The organism is Pseudoalteromonas piscicida (assembly GCF_002744175.1).
GTDB classification, from domain to species: domain Bacteria; phylum Pseudomonadota; class Gammaproteobacteria; order Enterobacterales; family Alteromonadaceae; genus Pseudoalteromonas; species Pseudoalteromonas piscicida_B.
In genome coordinates, this window is the sequence record NZ_NKHF01000047.1 from 1 (window position 1) to 19,177 (window position 19,177).

Below are 19,177 nucleotides of genomic sequence, written 5' to 3' on the forward strand. Positions count from 1 at the left end.
TTGCGCTTTGCAGGTGGCCCACGAAATCATATGCCAAAAGGGCTACCTTTTGAACTTAAATCGTATATTGAATTGGTTGAACTAACAGGCCAGTGTATTCGTGCCGATAAACGTGGTTATATCAAAGAAGCACAACCTATTCTCACTCGGTTAAATATAGAGCCTGAAAACTGGATTAAACTCACCACGCAGTTTTCTCGGGTATTTCGTGGCGCAGTTGGTCGAGAGGGGGCACTAACCGATTACTGCGAAACACTTCAAAAACGACGACGTACAAACCTTACAAACTGTGCACGTTTATTGGATTAGTAAAACAAAAAAATTGGATTTTTAACACTACACCTTCGATCTGACCGACTCGCAGCCTGTTTGTCATGCGCGATGCACAAGCTTTAATGTAAAAAAATTCACAAAAGCCAAAACATTACCACTAATGAGCGCAATAACACCGTAAAAAACTTCTTCCAGCATAACTACAAGCCAAATAATGATGGGTGTCTGTACTAATATTCTTTATTAATATTACTAATACCGCTTTTACTAGCACTTACAGCAACAAAATGGTGGGTGTCTGTACTAGCGCTATCTGTACTAGCGCTATTGCATTCGCTTTCACCTTAATCGGCCATACAATTTGCAATCTTCACCCTGTCAACTTGGACGGGTAAAGTGCTACAACTTGGTTCCGTTAAGAACTCCTTCGCCACTTACCTTTTTATCACAACCTATCGTACTTTTGAGCAGCGTTCGACAGGGGTTTTACCCGTTCCGCTATCTCCTCTTCGAGGTTGTTGGATAACCGTGTACTCAGCGCCGCTGGTTTTGCAAAATAGTAGCCTTGTAGATAGTCTGCTCCAATATCTCGGAGTACTTGCGCTTCTGCATGACTTTCCACCCCTTCAGCAATTACCTCAATACCATTTTCGTGGGCAAGTTGAATTAAATGAGAAACGATGTTTCGTTTGTGTTGATTTGTATCTACGTGTCTTACTAACTCCATATCTATTTTTATGTAGTCTGGCCTTAGCTGCGCTAGCATATTTAAGCTCGACCACCCAGAACCAATGTCATCCAATGCTACACCAAAGCCGCAGCTGCGATAAAACGCTAAAATTCCTTTCAAATGGTTCATGTCCCGAGCTTGGTGTGTCTCAGTAACTTCAAATACGATGTCCTGTGGTTGAAACCCTAACTCACTAATAGCAGAGGCCGTCGAGCGTAAACAATATGACGGGTCATAGATACTAGAGGGGTTGAAATTTATAAAGATCTTGGACTTTAAGTTCGCCTTTGCAGCATGTTCAACAGCTGACTTCCGTGCAATTAAATCTAAAGAAAAGAGTAAACCACTTTGCTCTGCTAAGTTAAAAACCAAATTTGGCGGCACCATGTTGTTTTCATCATCAAATAGTCTAAATAGGGCTTCATTGGCAAACACATCTAGATTTTCCGGCTCCGAATACGCTCTTACAATAGGCTGAAACCAACTTTGATATGTCTCGTTTTCAACCGCAGTTTTAATCCAGCGTGCTTGATAACGGCGTACAAACGTTTCGATACTGGCAACTCTACTAATCGCACTGATATCAGGGTGACCTTGGTGCGCCATGGTAGTAATTTTTGATTGACCGAATTCAGGGCCCACTAAGCAACCACCGATGTTATTTAAAAACGTCGCTAGTCCACTTTTCCCCACCTTAACCGTAACACACTTGTCTGCTACCAAATCGGGAGATAGCGCCATATCAGTACACATCTGCATCAAGTTCTGCTCTGCATTACTGGTTGGTAAAAAGAACCAAAAGTAAGTTGTTTCAAAAAAATACGTTTCTATTGCTTCACAATCTGCGCACCACATAGCACCCTCCAAACTTTTTTAGTTGGCCTCTTATACGAAAGTTATCTTAAAACCGCTCACAAAGAGGTGAACCTCATATCTGATGATGTCGTATCATTAAAGAACCAAATAAAATAGTGGCGCCAAGAGGTTAAGATTGAAAAACAGTTCGCGTAAAGTACCATCTTCACGATTTAGTCGTCTTGCTCATCTAGGTGGACTGGCAGGTAAGGTGGCCTCAAATATGCTTGTTGAAGGAGCAAAACAGGCGCTTCAGGGGCAACCCGTCAAGCACTCGGATTTACTGCTTCAAAACAAAAACATTCACGCAGTTGCAGAAAAACTGAGTCATTTACGTGGCGCGGCCATGAAGTTAGGTCAACTACTTTCAATGGATGCAGGCGATCTGCTACCTCCTGAACTTGCATTGCTACTCACACACCTGCGTGCAGACGCAATGCCAATGCCACACAAGCAGCTTGTTGGCGTACTAAAGCAAGAACTAGGACAAGATTGGCTAGATATGTTTAGCCATATAGAGCTTAAAAGCTTTGCACAGGCGTCGATTGGCCAAGTACACAGAGCCACAGCGGAAGACGGACAGCCACTTGCGATCAAAATACAATATCCAGGGGTGGCCAAAAGCATTCAAAGTGATGTAGACAACGTGGCGAGCCTCATCAAGATGTCGGGCCTACTTCCAAAGAGGATCAACATTGCACCTTTAATAGCAGAAGCTAAATCCCAACTACTAGCAGAGACCAACTACCAGCAAGAGGCAGACTACTTAAAGCAGTTTTCCGATGGGCTTATAGAGGATACGCGTTTTAAAATTCCTAAGGTATATCCAAGCTTAAGTAGCAGGCATCTGCTAGCTATGGAATTCGTGAGTGGGGAACCACTTGCCGAGTCACTCGCCTTACCACAATCCGTTCGCAACGACATCATGACTGCATTGATTGAACTTTTCTTTATCGAGATGTTCGAGCTTAAATTAATACAAACCGACCCCAACTTTGCCAACTACCTATATAACAAAGACACCCACCATATTGTGTTACTAGATTTTGGTGCGACACGTGTAGTCAGCGACACCATTAGCAGCGGTTACAAAACCTTGTTACTGGCGGCAATAGATCAAAATTCTGCTGCTGTTAAACAAGCCGCGTGCGACATTGGCTATTTCGATACCGACATAGCACCTGATTATTGTGACGCAGTGATTGAGCTGTTTTTACTTGCAACGACTCCACTTCGATGTGACGGCCCATTTGATTTCGCAGATAGTCAATTGAGTAAAGAGATCAGCGAAAAAGCGCTTGCACTAAATAGCCGCTCTGACGAGTGGCACACACCACCTGTAGATGCATTATTCATTCACCGAAAGCTGGCAGGGTTATATTTAATCGCTGCGAAGCTACGAGCTAAAGTCGACTTAACAGCGCTGCAAAAATACTTAAAATAACGGCCTGCAACAAAGCAGGCCTTGTGGTCATTACAACATGCTTTTGAGCACGCCGTCTTTCCTTACAAAATGGTGGTAAAGCGCTGCACCAATATGAACCGTGAGTACTGTAAGCAATAGCAATACAGCCAAACTGTGCCCTTCACGAAACACAGCAAAGTACTCAATCTGTGGCACCTTCGCAGCTGGAATGGTGAAGAAGTCAAATACAACAATTGGTCGCGCGGCAAAATACTGCATCAACAAACCACTAGCAGGTATTATTAGCATCAACAAATACAATAACCAGTGACTGAGCCTTGCCAATCTCACTTGGATTACGGGCATTGTTGCTGGCAAGTTTGGTATAGGTGACTGTATTCGCACCATAAAGCGCAATAAAAGTAGTGTTAACGCCAGCGCACCAAATGATTTATGTAACCCAAGCAAAGCGAGTTGCCAAGGCTCCAATGAACTGACCATCGCAAGTCCTGCAAACACCATAGAAAATAAAAGAACAGCCATTGACCAATGCAGAATTCGCATGGAAAGGCTAAAGTGTGTGACTTTTTTATTCATTTTTCTGCACCTCCAATGCTCCCATTAACTGCTCTTTCGCCCGTCTTCGATAAGATTCCGCATAGGCAGCCGAGCGTGCTCTTAAGATGGGATCTGCCGTCGCAGATAATCCTGTTGGCAGTACCAAAGGGTCAAAGTTCAAAGCATGGCAATCCCCTTCTAATTGTGGCTGCCACTGCGTAATAATAATTTCCCCAGCATTTATCTTAGTGCGACTACTCGGCCACTGAATAGCAGGGTTATTTTCCTCATCCTCTGGCGCAGCAAGGGTAAACTGCCAAGTAAAACGAACACTGCCCTTTGCAAGTCGAGCCGCCAGCTCTTTTTGCAGCGCCGCGCTGTCTGAAAACGGGTTTTCACTGCTCTTTCCTAATGGCTGCATTTGCCAACGCACTGCTTGCTTATGCTGTTGTGCATCATGCAAATAAAAGGCGTTGATACTATGGTAAGTTTCAAGCGCTAAACTCTCAGTAGGTACATAATTGGCTTTCCACGCTAAAAAGTCAGCACTCTCAGGATGCTTGGCAAAAAAGTCTTTTATTGCATCACCGCCCTGCTTTATGGCAACAATTTGCTGATAAAAATCATGTGGATTGGTGACCGCCATCACAGGTGGCGTATTCATTGCTATGTTCCAACGCTCTGAGCCTGTTACAAAGCTAAGCGCAAAACTTCTGACTGGCGCACTCAACTCATCGGCATGTGGGTTGTTTCCGGCAATCGAAAACCTACCGATAAACGGATGAGCGCCTGCACTAAAAACCTCGGCGCTGGAGTATTGTGCTATCGACCCATTAGAAACAAATTCTCCCGACACGCAAAGCCCTTTTGCATGTGCCCTACGAAACCCCGGAAAATGGGATTGCCCTTGTTGCAAATCAACAAATTGTTGGGCAGTGACTCGCTCTGTGCTGGCCTGCGTTATTGGTGTAAATAACAAAGAATAGCCAACGCTTATATACAACACCTTTTCTAATACGGCTGCTATCGCATTGTTCACGACAACTCCTTCAATCTAAATATTATCAGTTGCCAGTAATAGACCCGTACAGGACAAAACTTCTTTCAATTTAAAGGAAAATCACTGGAGGACTGTTGAACTAAGCTATTGACGTTAAATGGTATTCACTATAGCTTAGATCAAAAGTGATTCTTTACACATGCGGAAGTGAATAGTGCGAACTCTGGTAATATTAGTCGCGTATTTATTGCTTATAGCTGGTTGTAGCTATACCGAAACAGATCTACACACCCGCCTAAAGCAACAGTTCATAGACAATTTTAAACGCCATGAAATCCCAGCTCAAGCTGTGCTTGTGAAGCATCAGCAAACTTTGCTATTTGCCAATGCAAAAGGAAGCTATGCAGTCGATAATGCAGCAAACATTCAACTATCGAGTGTTTTTCCCATATTCTCTATCACTAAACTCTTTACTAATACCTTAATTATGCAATTGCACGAAGAAGGGAAAATTGATATCACTAAACCGGCATCGCACTACCTCACTAATTTACCGCACAGTTGGCATAAGATCCCTATTTCCGCTTTTTTAAGTCATACTTCAGGCGTCCCCGAGTACTTTGAGATGAAACAGGAACAGCTTGTCGTTCCACAATCTGTTGAACAAGTATTTACCCTTTTAGCATCAGAACCTTTGCTTTTCCCACCGAATACACAAACAAGATATACCCAAACCAACTATTTAGTGGTTGGCGCCTTATTAGAAACAGTAACAAAAACCGACTATCAGCAACTCGTTCACCAACGGATTATTGAGCCATTAAATCTGACCCATACTCGATTTGGCCGGGAAGAAGTCAATAACCAGAAAACCGTTGCCGCTTACCTTCCCAACAGTCAGAGCGGATATCTACAAAATAATATCCAATTTCCTCGATACGCTATCGTCCATAGCGACGCTTATTCTAACGTTCAAGATTTAAGCCGATTCTTGAGTGCACTGATGGAAGGAGAGTTAGTGTCGCGAAGCGTACTCAGTGACTGGTGGCAACCTCATCCCCTAGAAAACGACTCGACAAGCTACTTTGCTAACGGCTGGGAATTTGGCAACACAGGCGACTGGAAAACAGTAGGCCATGACGGTGGTGCTTTGAGTAGGGTTAGAATAGTGTTTAAGCCCGACTTTTCAGACTATTACCTTTTATCTATTTAACCTGAGGTTTGGATAAGAAATGACCTAAACCATTGTTTTTAATATCACATTAACTAATTTTCTTGTCTAGCCAGAGAGTTTTGGGGATAATCAGGCGAATTTACGCACCAATAGCTGGCTATTGGAAGTAAATTCAACGCAGTTAGCGCTAAAACTGGCTGCTAGAAAGGCATTAATTATCCGAAGCTCAGGTTATTTAACCAACGGTAATCGTGATGGCGTATGGAGCCGAACTTTGTTAGAAACTATGCAAACACAGGTTTTATAACTCGAAGGTTTGACCCGAGTATAATGGCGTCAACAATTTATTGATTCACCCACGGGGTGGGCCTAAGGGCTGCGGGTTGTACCACAAAAATAAAAATCAGTATAACCACCACGCTGACACCAGCTATTTTCGTTACGTGGCTGCGTTCTGTGCTTAGTTGTTTTATCTCTTTTTCTCTAAACTCAATTTCATTGTTTTTCCTTAATTGTTGAAGTACAAATACCTAGAAGAAGTACAATCGGACCTTATACCGACATCCCATGAATAAGAAATCAACAATCATTAACCAACTCGGTTATAGCAAGGCTTGAACATGTCACTTTTTACTCATTTTTTGTGCCACCTATGTCTTGGTTAATAGCTCCTTCACTCGCCTGATTACTATTTCAAATAAGCCATCGAGCATGATGGACCATTGCCGACGATAAGCAAGTTGGAAAAACGACAGGGGAAAATTCAAGGCTTGGTAGTCTTTCTATCTGCGGTTGTGACTATGTAAGTTTACACTCCCACCAATAACAGGTTTAACTATTGCGACTACTAGAACTAACGGACAGCTTCATCCCGGTTTTTGAAGATGCAGAAAAAACCTTATCCATCTCTATATTGCCCAACATCACTTGCTATGGAGATGCCGACTTACTCGCACAATTGGTTTGTAACCTGTTAGAAAATGCGCTTGAGTATAGCCAACCTGGGGCATCTGTGTGGGTAAGGCTCCAAAGTCACTCTTCTGGAGTGTTACTGCAACTCGGTGATAATGGCCCTGGTATCGCAACATCAGACAAAGCACATATTTTTGAGCGTTTTTATCGTGCCGATACTAGCCGCTCTTCTTCAGGAAACGGATTGGGGCTTAGTATCGTAAAAGCAATCTGTGACATTCACGAGGCAGAAATTTATCTACTTGAAGATCAAACCGGTGCAGTATTCAATATCGAAATCCCGACCTGTTAACCGATATATCTAGCGTCAGGTTAATTTACAATTTTGTATGGTTACACACCCCAACTTGTAACACACTACAGTCAAAAATCATCCGACACTCATCACTTATCGTTACATTATTTGAGCTAGTTATGAGAACAATCATTAAATACTTTTCAGTCTGGTGCATGTTAACCCTCACAGCCACGGGTTGTGGCGGTTCTCAAGAAGCAGAAAGTGTCCAAACAATAAATCAAAATGCTACTGATAGCACAACGATTGCCGAGCCATCACAACCCACAACTCTAGACAAAGTGTTCGCGACACCGCAAAGCACCGCTTTGTTTTTACAACAAGCTACATTTGGCGTTAAACCAAAGCAGATAAAAGCGCTTGTGGGCACGCCTGCTTCTAAGTGGTTTGTCGATCAAATGGAAGCCAAACCCAGCTTAAAAATGAGTTCAGTTGCCAAGTACACACCCGAAGAAGGCGGTTTTAATACGCTCTTTGTGGAGTCCACGAGTATAGGGTTTTGGCAAGATGCCATCACCGGTGAAGATCAACTACGCCAACGAGTTGCTTTTGCTCTGTCTGAAATTTTAGTGGTTTCTAATGCCGGTGGAGACGAGCTGACGGACATCCCTGCGGCAGTAGCTCGATTTCAGGATATACTCATAGAACACGCCTTTGGTAATTACCGAGACCTAATAGAAGCGGTAACTTACTCTCCAGCTATGGGCACTTATTTAACTTATTTAGGTAATCAAAAAGGAGACGAGCTAACGGGCAGAATGCCTGATGAAAATTATGCTCGAGAAATCTTACAGTTTTTTACTCTAGGTCTTGTAGAACTAAACCCTGATGGCAGCGAAAAACGAGATAATAATGGCCAAGCTATAGAGCTGTATACGAATAATGATATTACTGGTCTTGCACGTGTTTTTACCGGACTCGTACTAGATGAGGAGCTTGCTGAGCAAATGGCTCAAGACGAGTATGCACTACCTATGATTGGCGCTCCCGAGCTCCACTCTACTAAGGCAAAATCTTTTTTAGGGTATACCATTCCAGCGGGCACTCAAGTCAACCAGTCAATAACTCTCACGTTAGATCACATCTTTTCACACCCTAATGTCGGCCCTTTTGTGGTTAGGCAATTAATACAGCGCTTAGTAACATCAAACCCCTCACCTAATTACATTGCGCGAGTGGTCAGTAGTTTTGACTCCGGCAGCTACCTATTACCCGATGGCACGAAGGTTGGCGCCAATAAACGTGGCGATTTAGCCGCGACAGTCGCAGCCATTATATTTGATAAAGAAGCAAGAACCGACAAAACAGCGCGTAGTGGTAAATTAAGAGAGCCGATATTACGGTTCACTCAGTGGGCACGAGCTTTTGAAGTAAAAAATATTACACCTGAGTATCAAGAGCCGCTATGGGACACTCGTTCGGCAAACGCACTAAATCAGCACCCTTATCGCGCCAGTAGTGTGTTTAACTTTTTCCGTCCAGGCAATAGTGCACCAGGTACACTTATGTCACAAAATCAAATGGTTGCACCTGAGTTTCAAATCACCAATGCCACGTCACTCCCTGGCTATATTAACTTTATGACGTACTACATTTTTGGCTATCAACAAGATATTGATGTGTTAGATTTACAAGCTGATTATGATGCCGAAAACATACCTCTTGATGCTAGCCAAGCTGTACATAGCTTTCTTGTAGACTATGAATACGAGCTCACCTTAGCAAATGATCCTGAAGCACTGTTGGCTCATTTAAACCTGATCCTAAGTGGAGGTCAGTTAACTGACCACACTTTGAAAAGAATTATCCAAATACTCAACACACTACCGATGGAAGAGGAGCAAGATAGCCTAACTCGAGTGCAGTGGGCGATTCTACTTGTGATGACTTCAGCAGATTATTTGATTCAAAAATAGGACCAGACAACATGAAAAGACGCGATTTTTTAAAACTAAGTGGTGCGACTCTGATGTCAACGTCATTATTTTCGTTGAGTCAAGCAGTTGCCGCAGCAGACCAAAGTGAAGATTACAAGGCCCTTGTTTGCGTATTTTTATACGGAGGAATGGACTGCCACGACACGATTATTCCTCTCGATGAAAGTAGCTATCAGCAGTGGGCAAAACACAGGTCTTCGCTACTTAGTACTTACCCCATACCAAGAACCCCGCAAAACTTACATGCACTTAGTACCCCCTCGCGATTTAATCAACGCAAATTTGGCTTACCACCTGAAATGGCGGGACTTGCCAAACTCTACGGCCAAGGTCAACTATCTGTGATTGGCAGTGTTGGGCCACTACTTGAGCCTGTAAATGCCTCACGATTAGAGCAAGCAACAGCAAGCGTGCCTCCGCGGCTGTTTTCTCATAATGATCAGCAATCAACTTGGATGTCAGGCAAAACAGAAGGCGCGCAGTTTGGTTGGGGCGGACTAATTAATGACGCACTCATTAATGCTGGAAAGGCACAACAGACGCCTTTTAATGCTATAACCACAGCAGAAGCAGATCTTTGGCTCACTGGCAGTAATACTTTTCCATACCATGTGAGTGACGGCAAAGCTGGAGTCATCGAAGTCTTAGAAGAACTCGACAACAACCAAGCACTAGCAGATTACTTTGCAGGAAAAGGAAGCAGTACTAGTGGTAATATTCTACAGCAAGATTTAGCCGCACTGACCCACAGCGCGATGACTGCAAACTCACTGTATAATATATAATAATGCTATTGCGAATACCTCAGTTACACTACCAAAGTTCCCTGCAACACCATTAGCACAGCAATTAAAAAGTATTTGTCAGAGTATCGCAACGCGACAACAGCTTAATACTAAGAGGCAGCTCTACATTGTTGGGATGGGTGGGTTCGATACTCATTCAGGTCAAGCTCAGAACTTACCTAAACTGCAATCAGCGCTTGATGGTGCACTGGTGGCGTTTAACTCAGCGATAACTAGCTTAGGTTTAGATAAGCAAGTTACCTTATTTACCGCCTCTGATTTCGGTCGCACGCTTGCCGTAAACGGCGATGGCACCGACCATGGCTGGGGCGCTCACCATCTTATTATGGGTGGCGCGGTAAATGGCGGTACTATTTTTGGTGATATCCCTCCTCCCGTATTTAATCATGCATTTGATGCGGGAGGCGGAAGACTCATTCCCACTACTGCTGTTGACCAATTGGCTGCCAGCTTAGGTAGCTGGATGGGAGTGACTGACGGTGCACTCGCGCAGATTTTTCCGAATTTGAATAATTTCACTGGGAAGCTCGACTTATTCAAAGCGTAGCACTACATCCAACTTAGCAGACAAGGATGTGCTGCTCCTATCGACAGACTATTATGGCACTTGCTGTACTCAAACTAAAAAATGACTACCTAACGCGACAAGTTTAGATTGATATCAATTGGCTCAATTGAGCTAATTGGTGTAAGAAATAACTTCTGGCTCGATAAGGAAATAATTTAATGTGACTTTAAAAAATTAGTTAGCTCATTTCTTACCCAAACCTCAGGTTAAATAATAAATTTTTTATACCGTTAGCGTAATATTGATTTCTATAAATGGCGTGATGATCAAATCAAAGTGGTATTAAACACGTCATGAAATTGCGTAACTGGAGTAAATACTGTACTCTTGCCCGCCGCCTATTACAGAGTACGAAATCATGAGCTTTAGCCATTTAGGTCTAGCCCCAGAAATAAATCAAGCCGTTGTCGAGCAAGGTTACGACAAGCCAACCCCGATACAAGAACAAGCCATTCCCGCTATTTTAGCAGGCAAAGATGTTATGGCTGCGGCGCAAACTGGCACAGGCAAAACCGCAGGCTTTACGCTACCTTTGCTACAAAAACTTATCTCGGGTGCAAAGCCTAAAGCGAATAGCGTAAGAGCGTTGATCTTAACACCTACTCGTGAGCTGGCCGACCAAGTATGGCAAAGTGTTGAACTGTACAGTAAGCACCTGCCTATCAATGCAGAAGTGGTTTATGGCGGCGTTAAGATAAACCCGCAAATGATGAAGCTTCGTAAGGGTGTCGATGTGCTTGTTGCCACGCCAGGTCGATTACTTGACCTTTATCAACAGAACGCAGTCAAATTTGATGACCTTGAAGTATTGGTATTAGATGAAGCTGACCGCATGCTCGACATGGGCTTCATTCACGACATAAAACGTATCATCAGGGTGTTACCAGCTCGTAGACAGAACCTAATGTTCTCAGCTACCTTCTCTGAAGAGATCAGGGCCTTAGCTAAAGGCCTCATTCACGACCCGGTAGAGGTTTCTGTGGCACCAGCTAACAGCACAGCCAAAAGTGTGACTCAGTGGGTCTACCCTGTCGATAAAAGCAAACGCACAAGTTTACTAAAACATTTGGTGCAGACTCACAACTGGCAACAGGTACTGGTTTTTACTCGTACTAAACACGGGGCTAACCGCTTAGTTAAAGACCTCGAAAAAGCAAAGATCAATGCGGCTGCAATTCATGGTAACAAGAGTCAAAGCGCCAGAATGAAAGCCCTTGCGGGTTTTAAAAACGGCGAAGTTCGAGTACTCGTTGCCACCGATATTGTTGCCAGAGGACTTGATATTCAAGAGTTACCCTATGTGGTTAACTTCGACCTGCCAAATGTGTATGAAGATTATGTTCACCGTATTGGAAGAACAGGCCGTGCAGGCGCAAGCGGCGAAGCCATTTCTTTTGTTACACAAGAAACGGCACCGGACTTATTTGGTATTGAGCGTTTAATTCAGCAACTGGTACCTCGCAAGATCGAACCAGGCTTTGAGCCGCAACTGGCGGTTCCAGAATCAAAATTAGATACACGCCCGATAAAGCCAAAAAAACCCAAGAAGCCGAAAAAGCCAAAGGCACAAGACGCTGAAAACGAACAATCAAAGCCTGCTCAGCAAAAGGGCCGAGACACCAAAGGAGCGGGGCCTCGCAACAACCAAAAGAGCGGGCAACATAAACCGAGCAGCAATAGCAACGGCAATCGTAGGCGTCGACCATCACAGTCAACCAATAAACCTGGCTCTTCCGCGCCGAAAAGAAACAAGCCATCTCAGCGCAACTCATCCAGCAGCAAATAAAATATGCAAGGAAAGAAGCCCTACTTAAAATTATAGGGCTCTTTGTTTTCGTTCTATTAAATGAACTAGTTAATAAATTCTTATTGAATTAATCTCAAAGATCAGGTACAAAGCCCTCCACGAACAAATGTAAAAAAGTGTTCAAACAATCAATTCTTCTCCTGCGATAGAAGACAATAACAACGAAAATAGGGACTACCTGTGATTAATCAAAAAAATCACCATGTAAAAGCATTCGCTTTGGCGCTTGGTACTTCGGCTTTTTTAAGTGCTTGTGCCACAACATCATCACAAGTTGTTGAAACGCCAAAAGTACAAAGCTACAACACGCAATACACCGGCGAAAAAAGTAAACTCGTCGTTGGTAACTTCGTGAACCGCTCAAGCTTTCAAAATGGCATCTTTTCTACAGGTGATGACAAACTGGGTAACCAAGCAAAAACCACATTAATGAGCCACCTTCAGCAAACTAACCGTTTTAGAGTGCTAGACAGAGCCAACCTAGAAATGCTGGCGCAAGAGGCGAAACATACAGGCACAAAACAGTCAATCACAGGTGCAAAGTATGTGGTGACGGGTGATGTGACTGAGTTTGGCCGTAAAGCCATTGGTGACAAACAACTGTTTGGTTTATTGGGCAAAGGTAAATCACAAATCGCCTATGCGAAAGTGACATTGAACGTTGTTGATGTGAAAACATCTGAAGTGGTTTACTCAGTACAAGGCGCTGGTGAATATAGTTTATCTGAGCGCGAAGTCATTGGCTTTGGCAGCACAGCAAGCTACGACTCTACCCTAAATGGCAAAGTACTAGACTTAGCCATTCGAGAAGTTGTCAATAAACTTGTCAACGGTCTTGAAGCGGGCGCTTGGGCAAATTAAGGGTTGTTTGAAATGAAAAAATATACATTAGCGCTAGCAGTTTTATTCGTGTTAGCTGGTTGTAAAACCACAAAACCGCTTTACTATCACGGTGAATACAGTAAAGCCGTATATAGCTACTTCAAAGCGGAAGATGTCACCCTTGAAGAGCAAATCGGCGTGTTGCAAGAAGTTATTCAAACCGCTGAGGCAAAAAACAAAGCTGTTGCCCCTGGCGTTCATGCACACTTAGGCATGCTTTATTTTGAAACAGGTAATACTCAACTTGGCAAACAGCACTTTGAAACAGAAATGGCGCTATTTCCTGAATCAGAGCACTACATCACGTTTTTACTAAAGTCTGCGGGAGTATAACATGCGTCAGATCACATTCACTTTACTGCTGTCAGCACTAACATTAATCACAGGCTGCGTAAGTGCACCAAAAGGACATGATTACTCTGCATTTAGAGCAGCTGATCCACACTCAATCATTGTTCTACCGCCGATTAATAACACTCCGGAGGTGATCGCGCCTTATAGTTTGATGTCTCAAATATATCACCCAATTGCTGAATCAGGCTACTATGTGTTTCCTGCTGCAGTGGTTGAACAGACATTTAAAAATAATGGCCTCACCGTTGCAAGCGATACACATGCTGTTCCAGTAGCCAAGCTCCGTGAAATCTTCGGTGCTGATGCTGCGCTTTACATCACAATCGAAGAGTATGGCACCAGCTATGTTGTGGTATCGAGTGAAACGGTTGTTACTGCGGCTGCAACCTTAGTTGATCTAAAGAGCGGCACGGTGCTTTGGCAAGACAAAGCGACTGCATCTTCAGCTGAAACCCGAGGTAACAGCGGTGGTGGATTAGTGGGCATGCTAGTAGAAGCTGCAATTAACCAAGTTCTAGAAAGCGTTACAGACAGAGGGTTCGACATTGCAGCGATCACCTCTAATCGTTTGCTATCTTCTAACATTCACAATGGTTTGCTTCACGGCCCAAGATCTCCAAAATACGGCCAACCTGCGGTAAGCGAAAAAACCAAATAATCTTATTAGCGCTACATACTCTTGTTTTGTAGCGCTTTGTTTATATTTAACCCAAACTCCCTTTCAACTTCTGCACTGTCCAAAATGTGTAAGCTGCTGTAATCGCGTTTGCAACTCCGTCTGCTTAACTAATAAACCTCAGCTTAATAACGCGGTTAATCCTAGCGGCATTAACAATTTAGAAGCTAGATGGCGACTATTTCTAAATTCATACTACTCACCTTGGCTGCTAATTAACTTAAGCGTTCTCCACCACCCATGTTATAATTGCTGTTTTAGTACTAAAGAGACTGCAACTTTGACTCAGCCACTTTTCTCCAGCACCCCGCTTTCCAGCGCGTTACTCGATAACTTATCTTCATTGGGTTACCACTCAATGACCGACATTCAAGCACAAACTTTACCGCTTATATTGGCAGGTAAAGATGTCATCGGCCAAGGTAAAACTGGTTCAGGGAAAACTGCGGCATTCTCTTTGGGGCTATTACATAACCTAAATGTTAAACGCTTTCGTGTGCAAGCATTAGTGGTATGCCCAACTCGAGAGCTTGCAGACCAAGTGGCTGTAGAAATTCGTAAGCTAGCCCGTGCAATCCATAACATCAAAGTATTGGCATTATGCGGCGGCGCACCTATGGGTCCTCAAATTGGCTCTTTAGAGCATGGCGCACACATTATTGTTGGCACACCGGGTCGCATTGAAGAGCACCTTAGAAAAGGTAGGCTATCACTGGATGAGGTAAACACCTTCGTCTTGGATGAGGCTGATCGCATGTTAGAAATGGGCTTTGAGGAGTCGCTGCAATGCATTATTGATCACTGCCCTCAAGCACGTCAAAACCTGCTATTTAGTGCAACTTACCCACCTAAAATTGAGCAACTTGCACAACACATCATGAAAGATGCGGCTAAGGTCACGGTAGAAGCAACCCATGACGACAGTTCAATCGAGCAGTACTTCTACGAGATAGAAAATAACGACGCAAGATTACCTGCAGTACAAAAGTTGTTAATGCAATTCCAACCGAATTCTGCCGTTATCTTTTGCAATACCAAAGCTGAGTGCCAAAATGTATGCGACAGCCTTTATAGTCTGGGCTTTGATGCGGCAGCACTTCATGGTGATTTAGAGCAAAAAGACCGAGACCGCACACTGGTTCGCTTTGCAAATAAGAGTGTAACGATTTTATTAGCGACTGATGTTGCTGCCCGAGGAATAGATGTAGACCATGTTGATATGGTGATCAATTACCATATTGCCCACGACCCCGAAGTTCATGTTCACCGTGTTGGCAGAACTGGGCGCGCAGGTAACAAAGGCATCGCTTGCTCACTGATGAGCTATAAAGAGTCACATAAAGTAAATGCGTTAGAAGATTACTTAGGCACCGCTATTGAACCTAGCATCTTACCTAGCGATCAAGTACTACAGAATAAAATCAATCGTGCTCCAATGGTTACGATCCAAATCGACGGTGGTAAAAAAGCCAAACTAAGACCTGGCGATATCTTAGGTGCACTGACCTCAAATCAAGCGTTAAAAGGTGAGCAAATCGGTAAGATAAAAGTCACTGCTATGTCATCGTATGTTGCGGTTGAGCGCAATATTGCCAATATAGCGCTTAAAACGATTTCAGAAGGTAAGATGAAAGGTCGCAACTTTAGGGCTCGCAAAGTCACAAAATAAAGCGAAACTCAGGTAGAGCAAGTTGGCGCGTCATAAACGCGCCAATCTAGGTTGCATGGGCTATAGTTAGCCCTGATACTCCCGAATGGTGAGTAGTTCAAACTCTGGGGTCATCAACTCCTCACATATCACATCAAAGCCATATTCCAATACACCATCAATATCTGATTTTAAAGGATGCTCATCAACATTTTTGACGAACGCCTCTACTTGTCTTTAGCTTTGTCTCTCAACACAGGCAAGTACTACAGCAATATAATGCAGCTCAACTGCAGCTTTAACAGTGGCTGTCCTTTTAATTTTTCGTTAAAGGATGTCATCAATATTTTTGACGAACGCCTCTACTTGTCTTTAGCTTTGTCTCTCAACACAGGCAAGTACTACAGCAATATGATGAAGCTCAACTGCAGCTTTAACGGTGGCTGTCCTTTTAATTTTTTAATTTGTGCTAAAACTGGCTGCTAGAAAGGCATTAATTATCCGAAGCTCAGGTTAACTACTAAGAGTGAATAACACTTCAATACGGGCTGTAGTTGTCTTTAATATCAAAAAACCAAAGAAAACTCTGTTTACTTAGCTGAGTTCATTTGTTAACTTTAACGGTACAAAAAAATAACCATAAACAATCAACAAGGAAAAAGTAAATGAAACTTGTATTCACTAAGAAAAAATTCAAAAACTTGTCTCAGTCAGAGCAACAGCTAGCAAAAGCATTGACACCGAATGTAGCTGGCGGTAATAACGCATGTGGTCCAGCGTCGAAAAGATGCCAGATAGATCAGCAGCCTAGTGGAGAAGTCACTAGCGGTGGAGTACCAGTTACCTTCTAACTAGCACTTATAGTTTTATTATTTGGTAATAAATAATAAGCCGACTAATAATCAATAAATTTGTTGTTAGTCGGCTTTATGCTGTGTTGATGAAAAAGGCAACGAAATAAAGTTTGCCAATTCCTAAATAACTCTATATGATGCTCGCCTTGCTTTAACTTCCTCTCAAAATAAAGCAAGCCTCAAGTAATGCCTCCTTGCCTTGATCCAGTAAGTCCGCATAAAAAAATATAAGTAGAGCTTAATATAGTCAGGCGAAATCAAGCCAATCAATAAAATTGGTATCCGCTGTCATACCCATATCGGGTCGTTGCGAGGACAGTGCCTTCTGTTCGCTAAACTGTAATGAAGCTCATCTACTATCAAAAGCATCAGCTAATTTGCTGTGCATTATAAAAGTGAGTTTTATTATGTCATATACATATAACGGAACAGAGATCCGTGTTGAGCAACCAATTCGCTCAATTTCGGTGAACAAATCTAAAGTGATCTTTGCTGACGGCACGGGCCGTAAGATCACACAATTCGCCAATGGCGGCGAAGCACGTCAATTCCTGAGTTGGTTAACATCCGCTCAGTGATCGCTAAAACGTCGAGCTTGCTCGACGTTTGCCATCTTACTAAAGAAAATTAATAGAATGATCAAAGCCGCAGCCGTTTAATTGCTGTGATCAGGTCTTTATCACTAATTCTTGTTGATTTTAATTCGCCGATTAATTGTTTAGCCCGTGGAATATCTCCTTGGAGCAAGTAAAGCTGGCTTAAGCGCAATCGAGCCCAGTTTTTATCTGGGTCATCATTGTTAATCTCGAGCGTTAAATACGCTTGTAATGCTGCGATCCCTTCATCGATATTCACCTCAGCAAACACCGCAGTCCGACCAATTTGGTAAAGCCCCGCAGCGTAATGCTTTGCTTCGCGCTTTGCTATTAAAGCCCTAAAAAACGTCAGTGCGCCATCGTAATAATCGATACTTTGCAGCGCCAGTCCGGCTTTAAACCATACTACTTCATCCATAGCTTTGCTTTCGAGCAAGGTGTTGGTGTAGGTAATCAAGGCTTTATCATCACCTGTTTTTATATAAAAATCGAGCCATAGCTTCATTGCAACATGGGAAGATAAGGCTTCTATCGCCCGTATCTGTTGTATCGCTTTGGTCTCAGAGCCACCAGCTATGCTTGGTGCAGAAAGGTAAAAATAGAACAACCCTTGCTGTGCTTTGAGATGCGCAGGGTCTTTATCTACTGCTGCTAAAAAGGCATCTTCTGTGTTGTTGGCATAACTCAATTTTGAAAAAATAGAGGCGTGCTTTATCTGCTCTGCATTGACCTTAGCATACCAATAATACTCATCCGCACTATTAGGCTCGAGCGTCAGTGATTTTTTAAGGTAGTCCTCGGCGTCGTCGAGCTCGTCCAACAGCAGCTTAATCCTACCAAGGTAATAAAATGACTCGTTGGGATGCGTTTCTTGCAGTACCAGAAACGCTTGCTCTGCTGCCACTATTGTTTGATGTTCAAATAGTGTTTTGGCATGCTCCAACGTCCCTACCTGATTCTGCATCGCAACCACTTTAGAGGTTGCAACTAGCATCATCAATAAGCTCAGTACTCTGTTCAACCAAGACATTATCTACTCCTCGTTTGACGACTAACTAGCTGCTTTTTGTAAAACAGTATGCCCAAGGTGCCGACCACAGCGGGTAACAACCATGGCACTAGCTGCCAAGCCCCAGGCAATAACTGCGCTAACCAATGGCGTCCACCCACTGCAAAAAATGCCGTATATACCGCAATCCCAGCGCCTAAAATGGTACTCATATGCTCCAGCACCCACTCTCGTGGTTTGAGTGTTGGTTTAAATATGTAGAACAACATAGTAGCGACGGTAGAGAACACAATAAGTGCAAATATTAGATATAGCGTGCTACCAAATGTAAGCGCTGTGTACAACACTCGTCCACCCGTTGCCGCTAAGAGCCCAATCAGCAATAAATGAGACCCGCTTCTTAGTCGCTCTCGGTGCTGTTTAGCCGCTAAAACCAAGCTCGAATGACGAATATTTGCCAACACCAATACTGACAGCATCAGTAAAAATTCACTTAATTGACGTTGCTTCAATACCAGCTGTTGCCCTAGCGCCTGATCAATCTGTTGAGAGGGATAACGGATCGCCAATGGGTCGTATATCACAATCAGACACATAACAATGCCACTGATGGAAACTAACCACATACACCAAGTAAATATTTTCCCCCATAGCCTGTGCTGTGGACTGCCCTTTACGGTTACTACAGGCACCCAAAATACAATTAGCGCAATCGCACCAATAATAATGTGTAAATACAAAGCAAACTGATGAACAATAAGCATAACAATTTCTCTTT

The 19,177-nt window shown here is 43.3% G+C and carries 18 protein-coding genes and 1 pseudogene; 14 read left to right on the forward strand and 5 right to left on the reverse strand.

Features of this window, described 5'->3' with window-relative positions; all coding sequences use genetic code 11:
- Nucleotides 1-309, forward strand: a pseudogene (locus CEX98_RS10920) (transposase); the annotation flags it as partial.
- Between the two features lie 409 nt (nt 310-718).
- On the opposite strand, the gene CEX98_RS10925 reads toward CEX98_RS10920, so the two are convergent.
- Complete coding sequence (locus CEX98_RS10925) at nt 719-1,858, reverse strand: EAL domain-containing protein (protein ID WP_099642102.1); 1,140 nt, start codon at nt 1,856-1,858, stop codon at nt 719-721.
- Nucleotides 1,859-1,994: 136 nt separating this feature from the next.
- Between CEX98_RS10925 and CEX98_RS10930 the strand changes: the two genes are divergently transcribed.
- A complete protein-coding gene (locus tag CEX98_RS10930) occupies nt 1,995-3,302 on the forward strand; it encodes an ABC1 kinase family protein (RefSeq protein WP_242441684.1) in 1,308 nt (435 codons plus the stop codon).
- Between the two features lie 30 nt (nt 3,303-3,332).
- Here the strand turns inward: CEX98_RS10930 and CEX98_RS10935 are convergent, their stop codons facing one another.
- Both CEX98_RS10935 and CEX98_RS10940 read right to left on the reverse strand, forming a co-directional pair.
- The gene (locus tag CEX98_RS10935) at nt 3,333-3,860 is read right to left on the reverse strand and encodes a cytochrome b (RefSeq protein WP_099642104.1); all 528 of its coding nucleotides are present in this window, start codon (nt 3,858-3,860) and stop codon (nt 3,333-3,335) included.
- Nucleotides 3,853-4,860, reverse strand: a complete 1,008-nt coding sequence (locus CEX98_RS10940) for a catalase family peroxidase (protein ID WP_099642105.1) — start codon at nt 4,858-4,860, stop codon at nt 3,853-3,855. Before CEX98_RS10940 ends, CEX98_RS10935 begins: the two co-directional genes overlap by 8 nt.
- 175 nt (nt 4,861-5,035) lie before the next feature.
- On the opposite strand from CEX98_RS10940, the gene CEX98_RS10945 reads away from it, so the two are divergent.
- The 12 genes from CEX98_RS10945 to CEX98_RS22870 all read left to right on the forward strand — a co-directional run bounded on the left by CEX98_RS10945 (nt 5,036) and on the right by CEX98_RS22870 (nt 17,372).
- Nucleotides 5,036-6,034: a serine hydrolase domain-containing protein gene (locus tag CEX98_RS10945; protein WP_172439755.1), complete on the forward strand. Its 999-nt coding sequence runs from the start codon at nt 5,036-5,038 to the stop codon at nt 6,032-6,034.
- A 799-nt stretch (nt 6,035-6,833) separates the two neighbouring features.
- The gene (locus CEX98_RS10950) at nt 6,834-7,259 is read left to right on the forward strand and encodes a sensor histidine kinase (protein ID WP_099642107.1); all 426 of its coding nucleotides are present in this window, start codon (nt 6,834-6,836) and stop codon (nt 7,257-7,259) included.
- Nucleotides 7,260-7,381: 122 nt separating this feature from the next.
- Nucleotides 7,382-9,178, forward strand: coding sequence for a DUF1800 domain-containing protein (locus tag CEX98_RS10955; protein ID WP_099642108.1), 1,797 nt, complete (start codon nt 7,382-7,384; stop codon nt 9,176-9,178).
- 11 nt (nt 9,179-9,189) lie between these two features.
- Nucleotides 9,190-9,984, forward strand: coding sequence for a DUF1501 domain-containing protein (locus CEX98_RS10960; RefSeq protein WP_099642109.1), 795 nt, complete (start codon nt 9,190-9,192; stop codon nt 9,982-9,984).
- 136 nt (nt 9,985-10,120) lie between these two features.
- A complete protein-coding gene (locus tag CEX98_RS10965) occupies nt 10,121-10,552 on the forward strand; it encodes a DUF1501 domain-containing protein (protein WP_242441685.1) in 432 nt (143 codons plus the stop codon).
- 379 nt (nt 10,553-10,931) lie between these two features.
- Nucleotides 10,932-12,359 (forward strand): DEAD/DEAH box helicase, encoded by a 1,428-nt coding sequence (locus CEX98_RS10970; protein ID WP_099642111.1) that lies wholly within the window; start codon nt 10,932-10,934, stop codon nt 12,357-12,359.
- Nucleotides 12,360-12,563: 204 nt separating this feature from the next.
- On the forward strand, nt 12,564-13,241 hold the full coding sequence (locus tag CEX98_RS10975) for a CsgG/HfaB family protein (RefSeq protein WP_099642133.1): 678 nt from the start codon (nt 12,564-12,566) through the stop codon (nt 13,239-13,241).
- A 12-nt stretch (nt 13,242-13,253) separates the two neighbouring features.
- Entirely contained in the window at nt 13,254-13,595 is a 342-nt protein-coding gene (locus CEX98_RS10980) for a DUF4810 domain-containing protein (protein ID WP_099642112.1), read from the forward strand.
- A 1-nt stretch (nt 13,596) separates the two neighbouring features.
- Nucleotides 13,597-14,274, forward strand: coding sequence for a DUF799 domain-containing protein (locus CEX98_RS10985; protein WP_099642113.1), 678 nt, complete (start codon nt 13,597-13,599; stop codon nt 14,272-14,274).
- Between the two features lie 298 nt (nt 14,275-14,572).
- Entirely contained in the window at nt 14,573-15,961 is a 1,389-nt protein-coding gene (dbpA, locus tag CEX98_RS10990; protein WP_099642114.1) for an ATP-dependent RNA helicase DbpA, read from the forward strand.
- A 644-nt stretch (nt 15,962-16,605) separates the two neighbouring features.
- The gene (locus CEX98_RS10995) at nt 16,606-16,791 is read left to right on the forward strand and encodes a hypothetical protein (protein ID WP_099642115.1); all 186 of its coding nucleotides are present in this window, start codon (nt 16,606-16,608) and stop codon (nt 16,789-16,791) included.
- Nucleotides 16,792-17,201: 410 nt separating this feature from the next.
- Nucleotides 17,202-17,372, forward strand: a complete 171-nt coding sequence (locus CEX98_RS22870; protein ID WP_099642116.1) for a hypothetical protein — start codon at nt 17,202-17,204, stop codon at nt 17,370-17,372.
- Between the two features lie 61 nt (nt 17,373-17,433).
- On the opposite strand, the gene CEX98_RS11005 is transcribed toward CEX98_RS22870, so the two are convergent.
- Together CEX98_RS11005 and CEX98_RS11010 are read right to left on the reverse strand one after the other, a co-directional pair.
- Complete coding sequence (locus tag CEX98_RS11005; RefSeq protein ID WP_099642117.1) at nt 17,434-18,420, reverse strand: tetratricopeptide repeat protein; 987 nt, start codon at nt 18,418-18,420, stop codon at nt 17,434-17,436.
- Nucleotides 18,420-19,163, reverse strand: a complete 744-nt coding sequence (locus CEX98_RS11010; protein WP_099642118.1) for a hypothetical protein — start codon at nt 19,161-19,163, stop codon at nt 18,420-18,422. Before CEX98_RS11010 ends, CEX98_RS11005 begins: the two co-directional genes overlap by 1 nt.
- Nucleotides 19,164-19,177 lie beyond the last annotated feature (14 nt).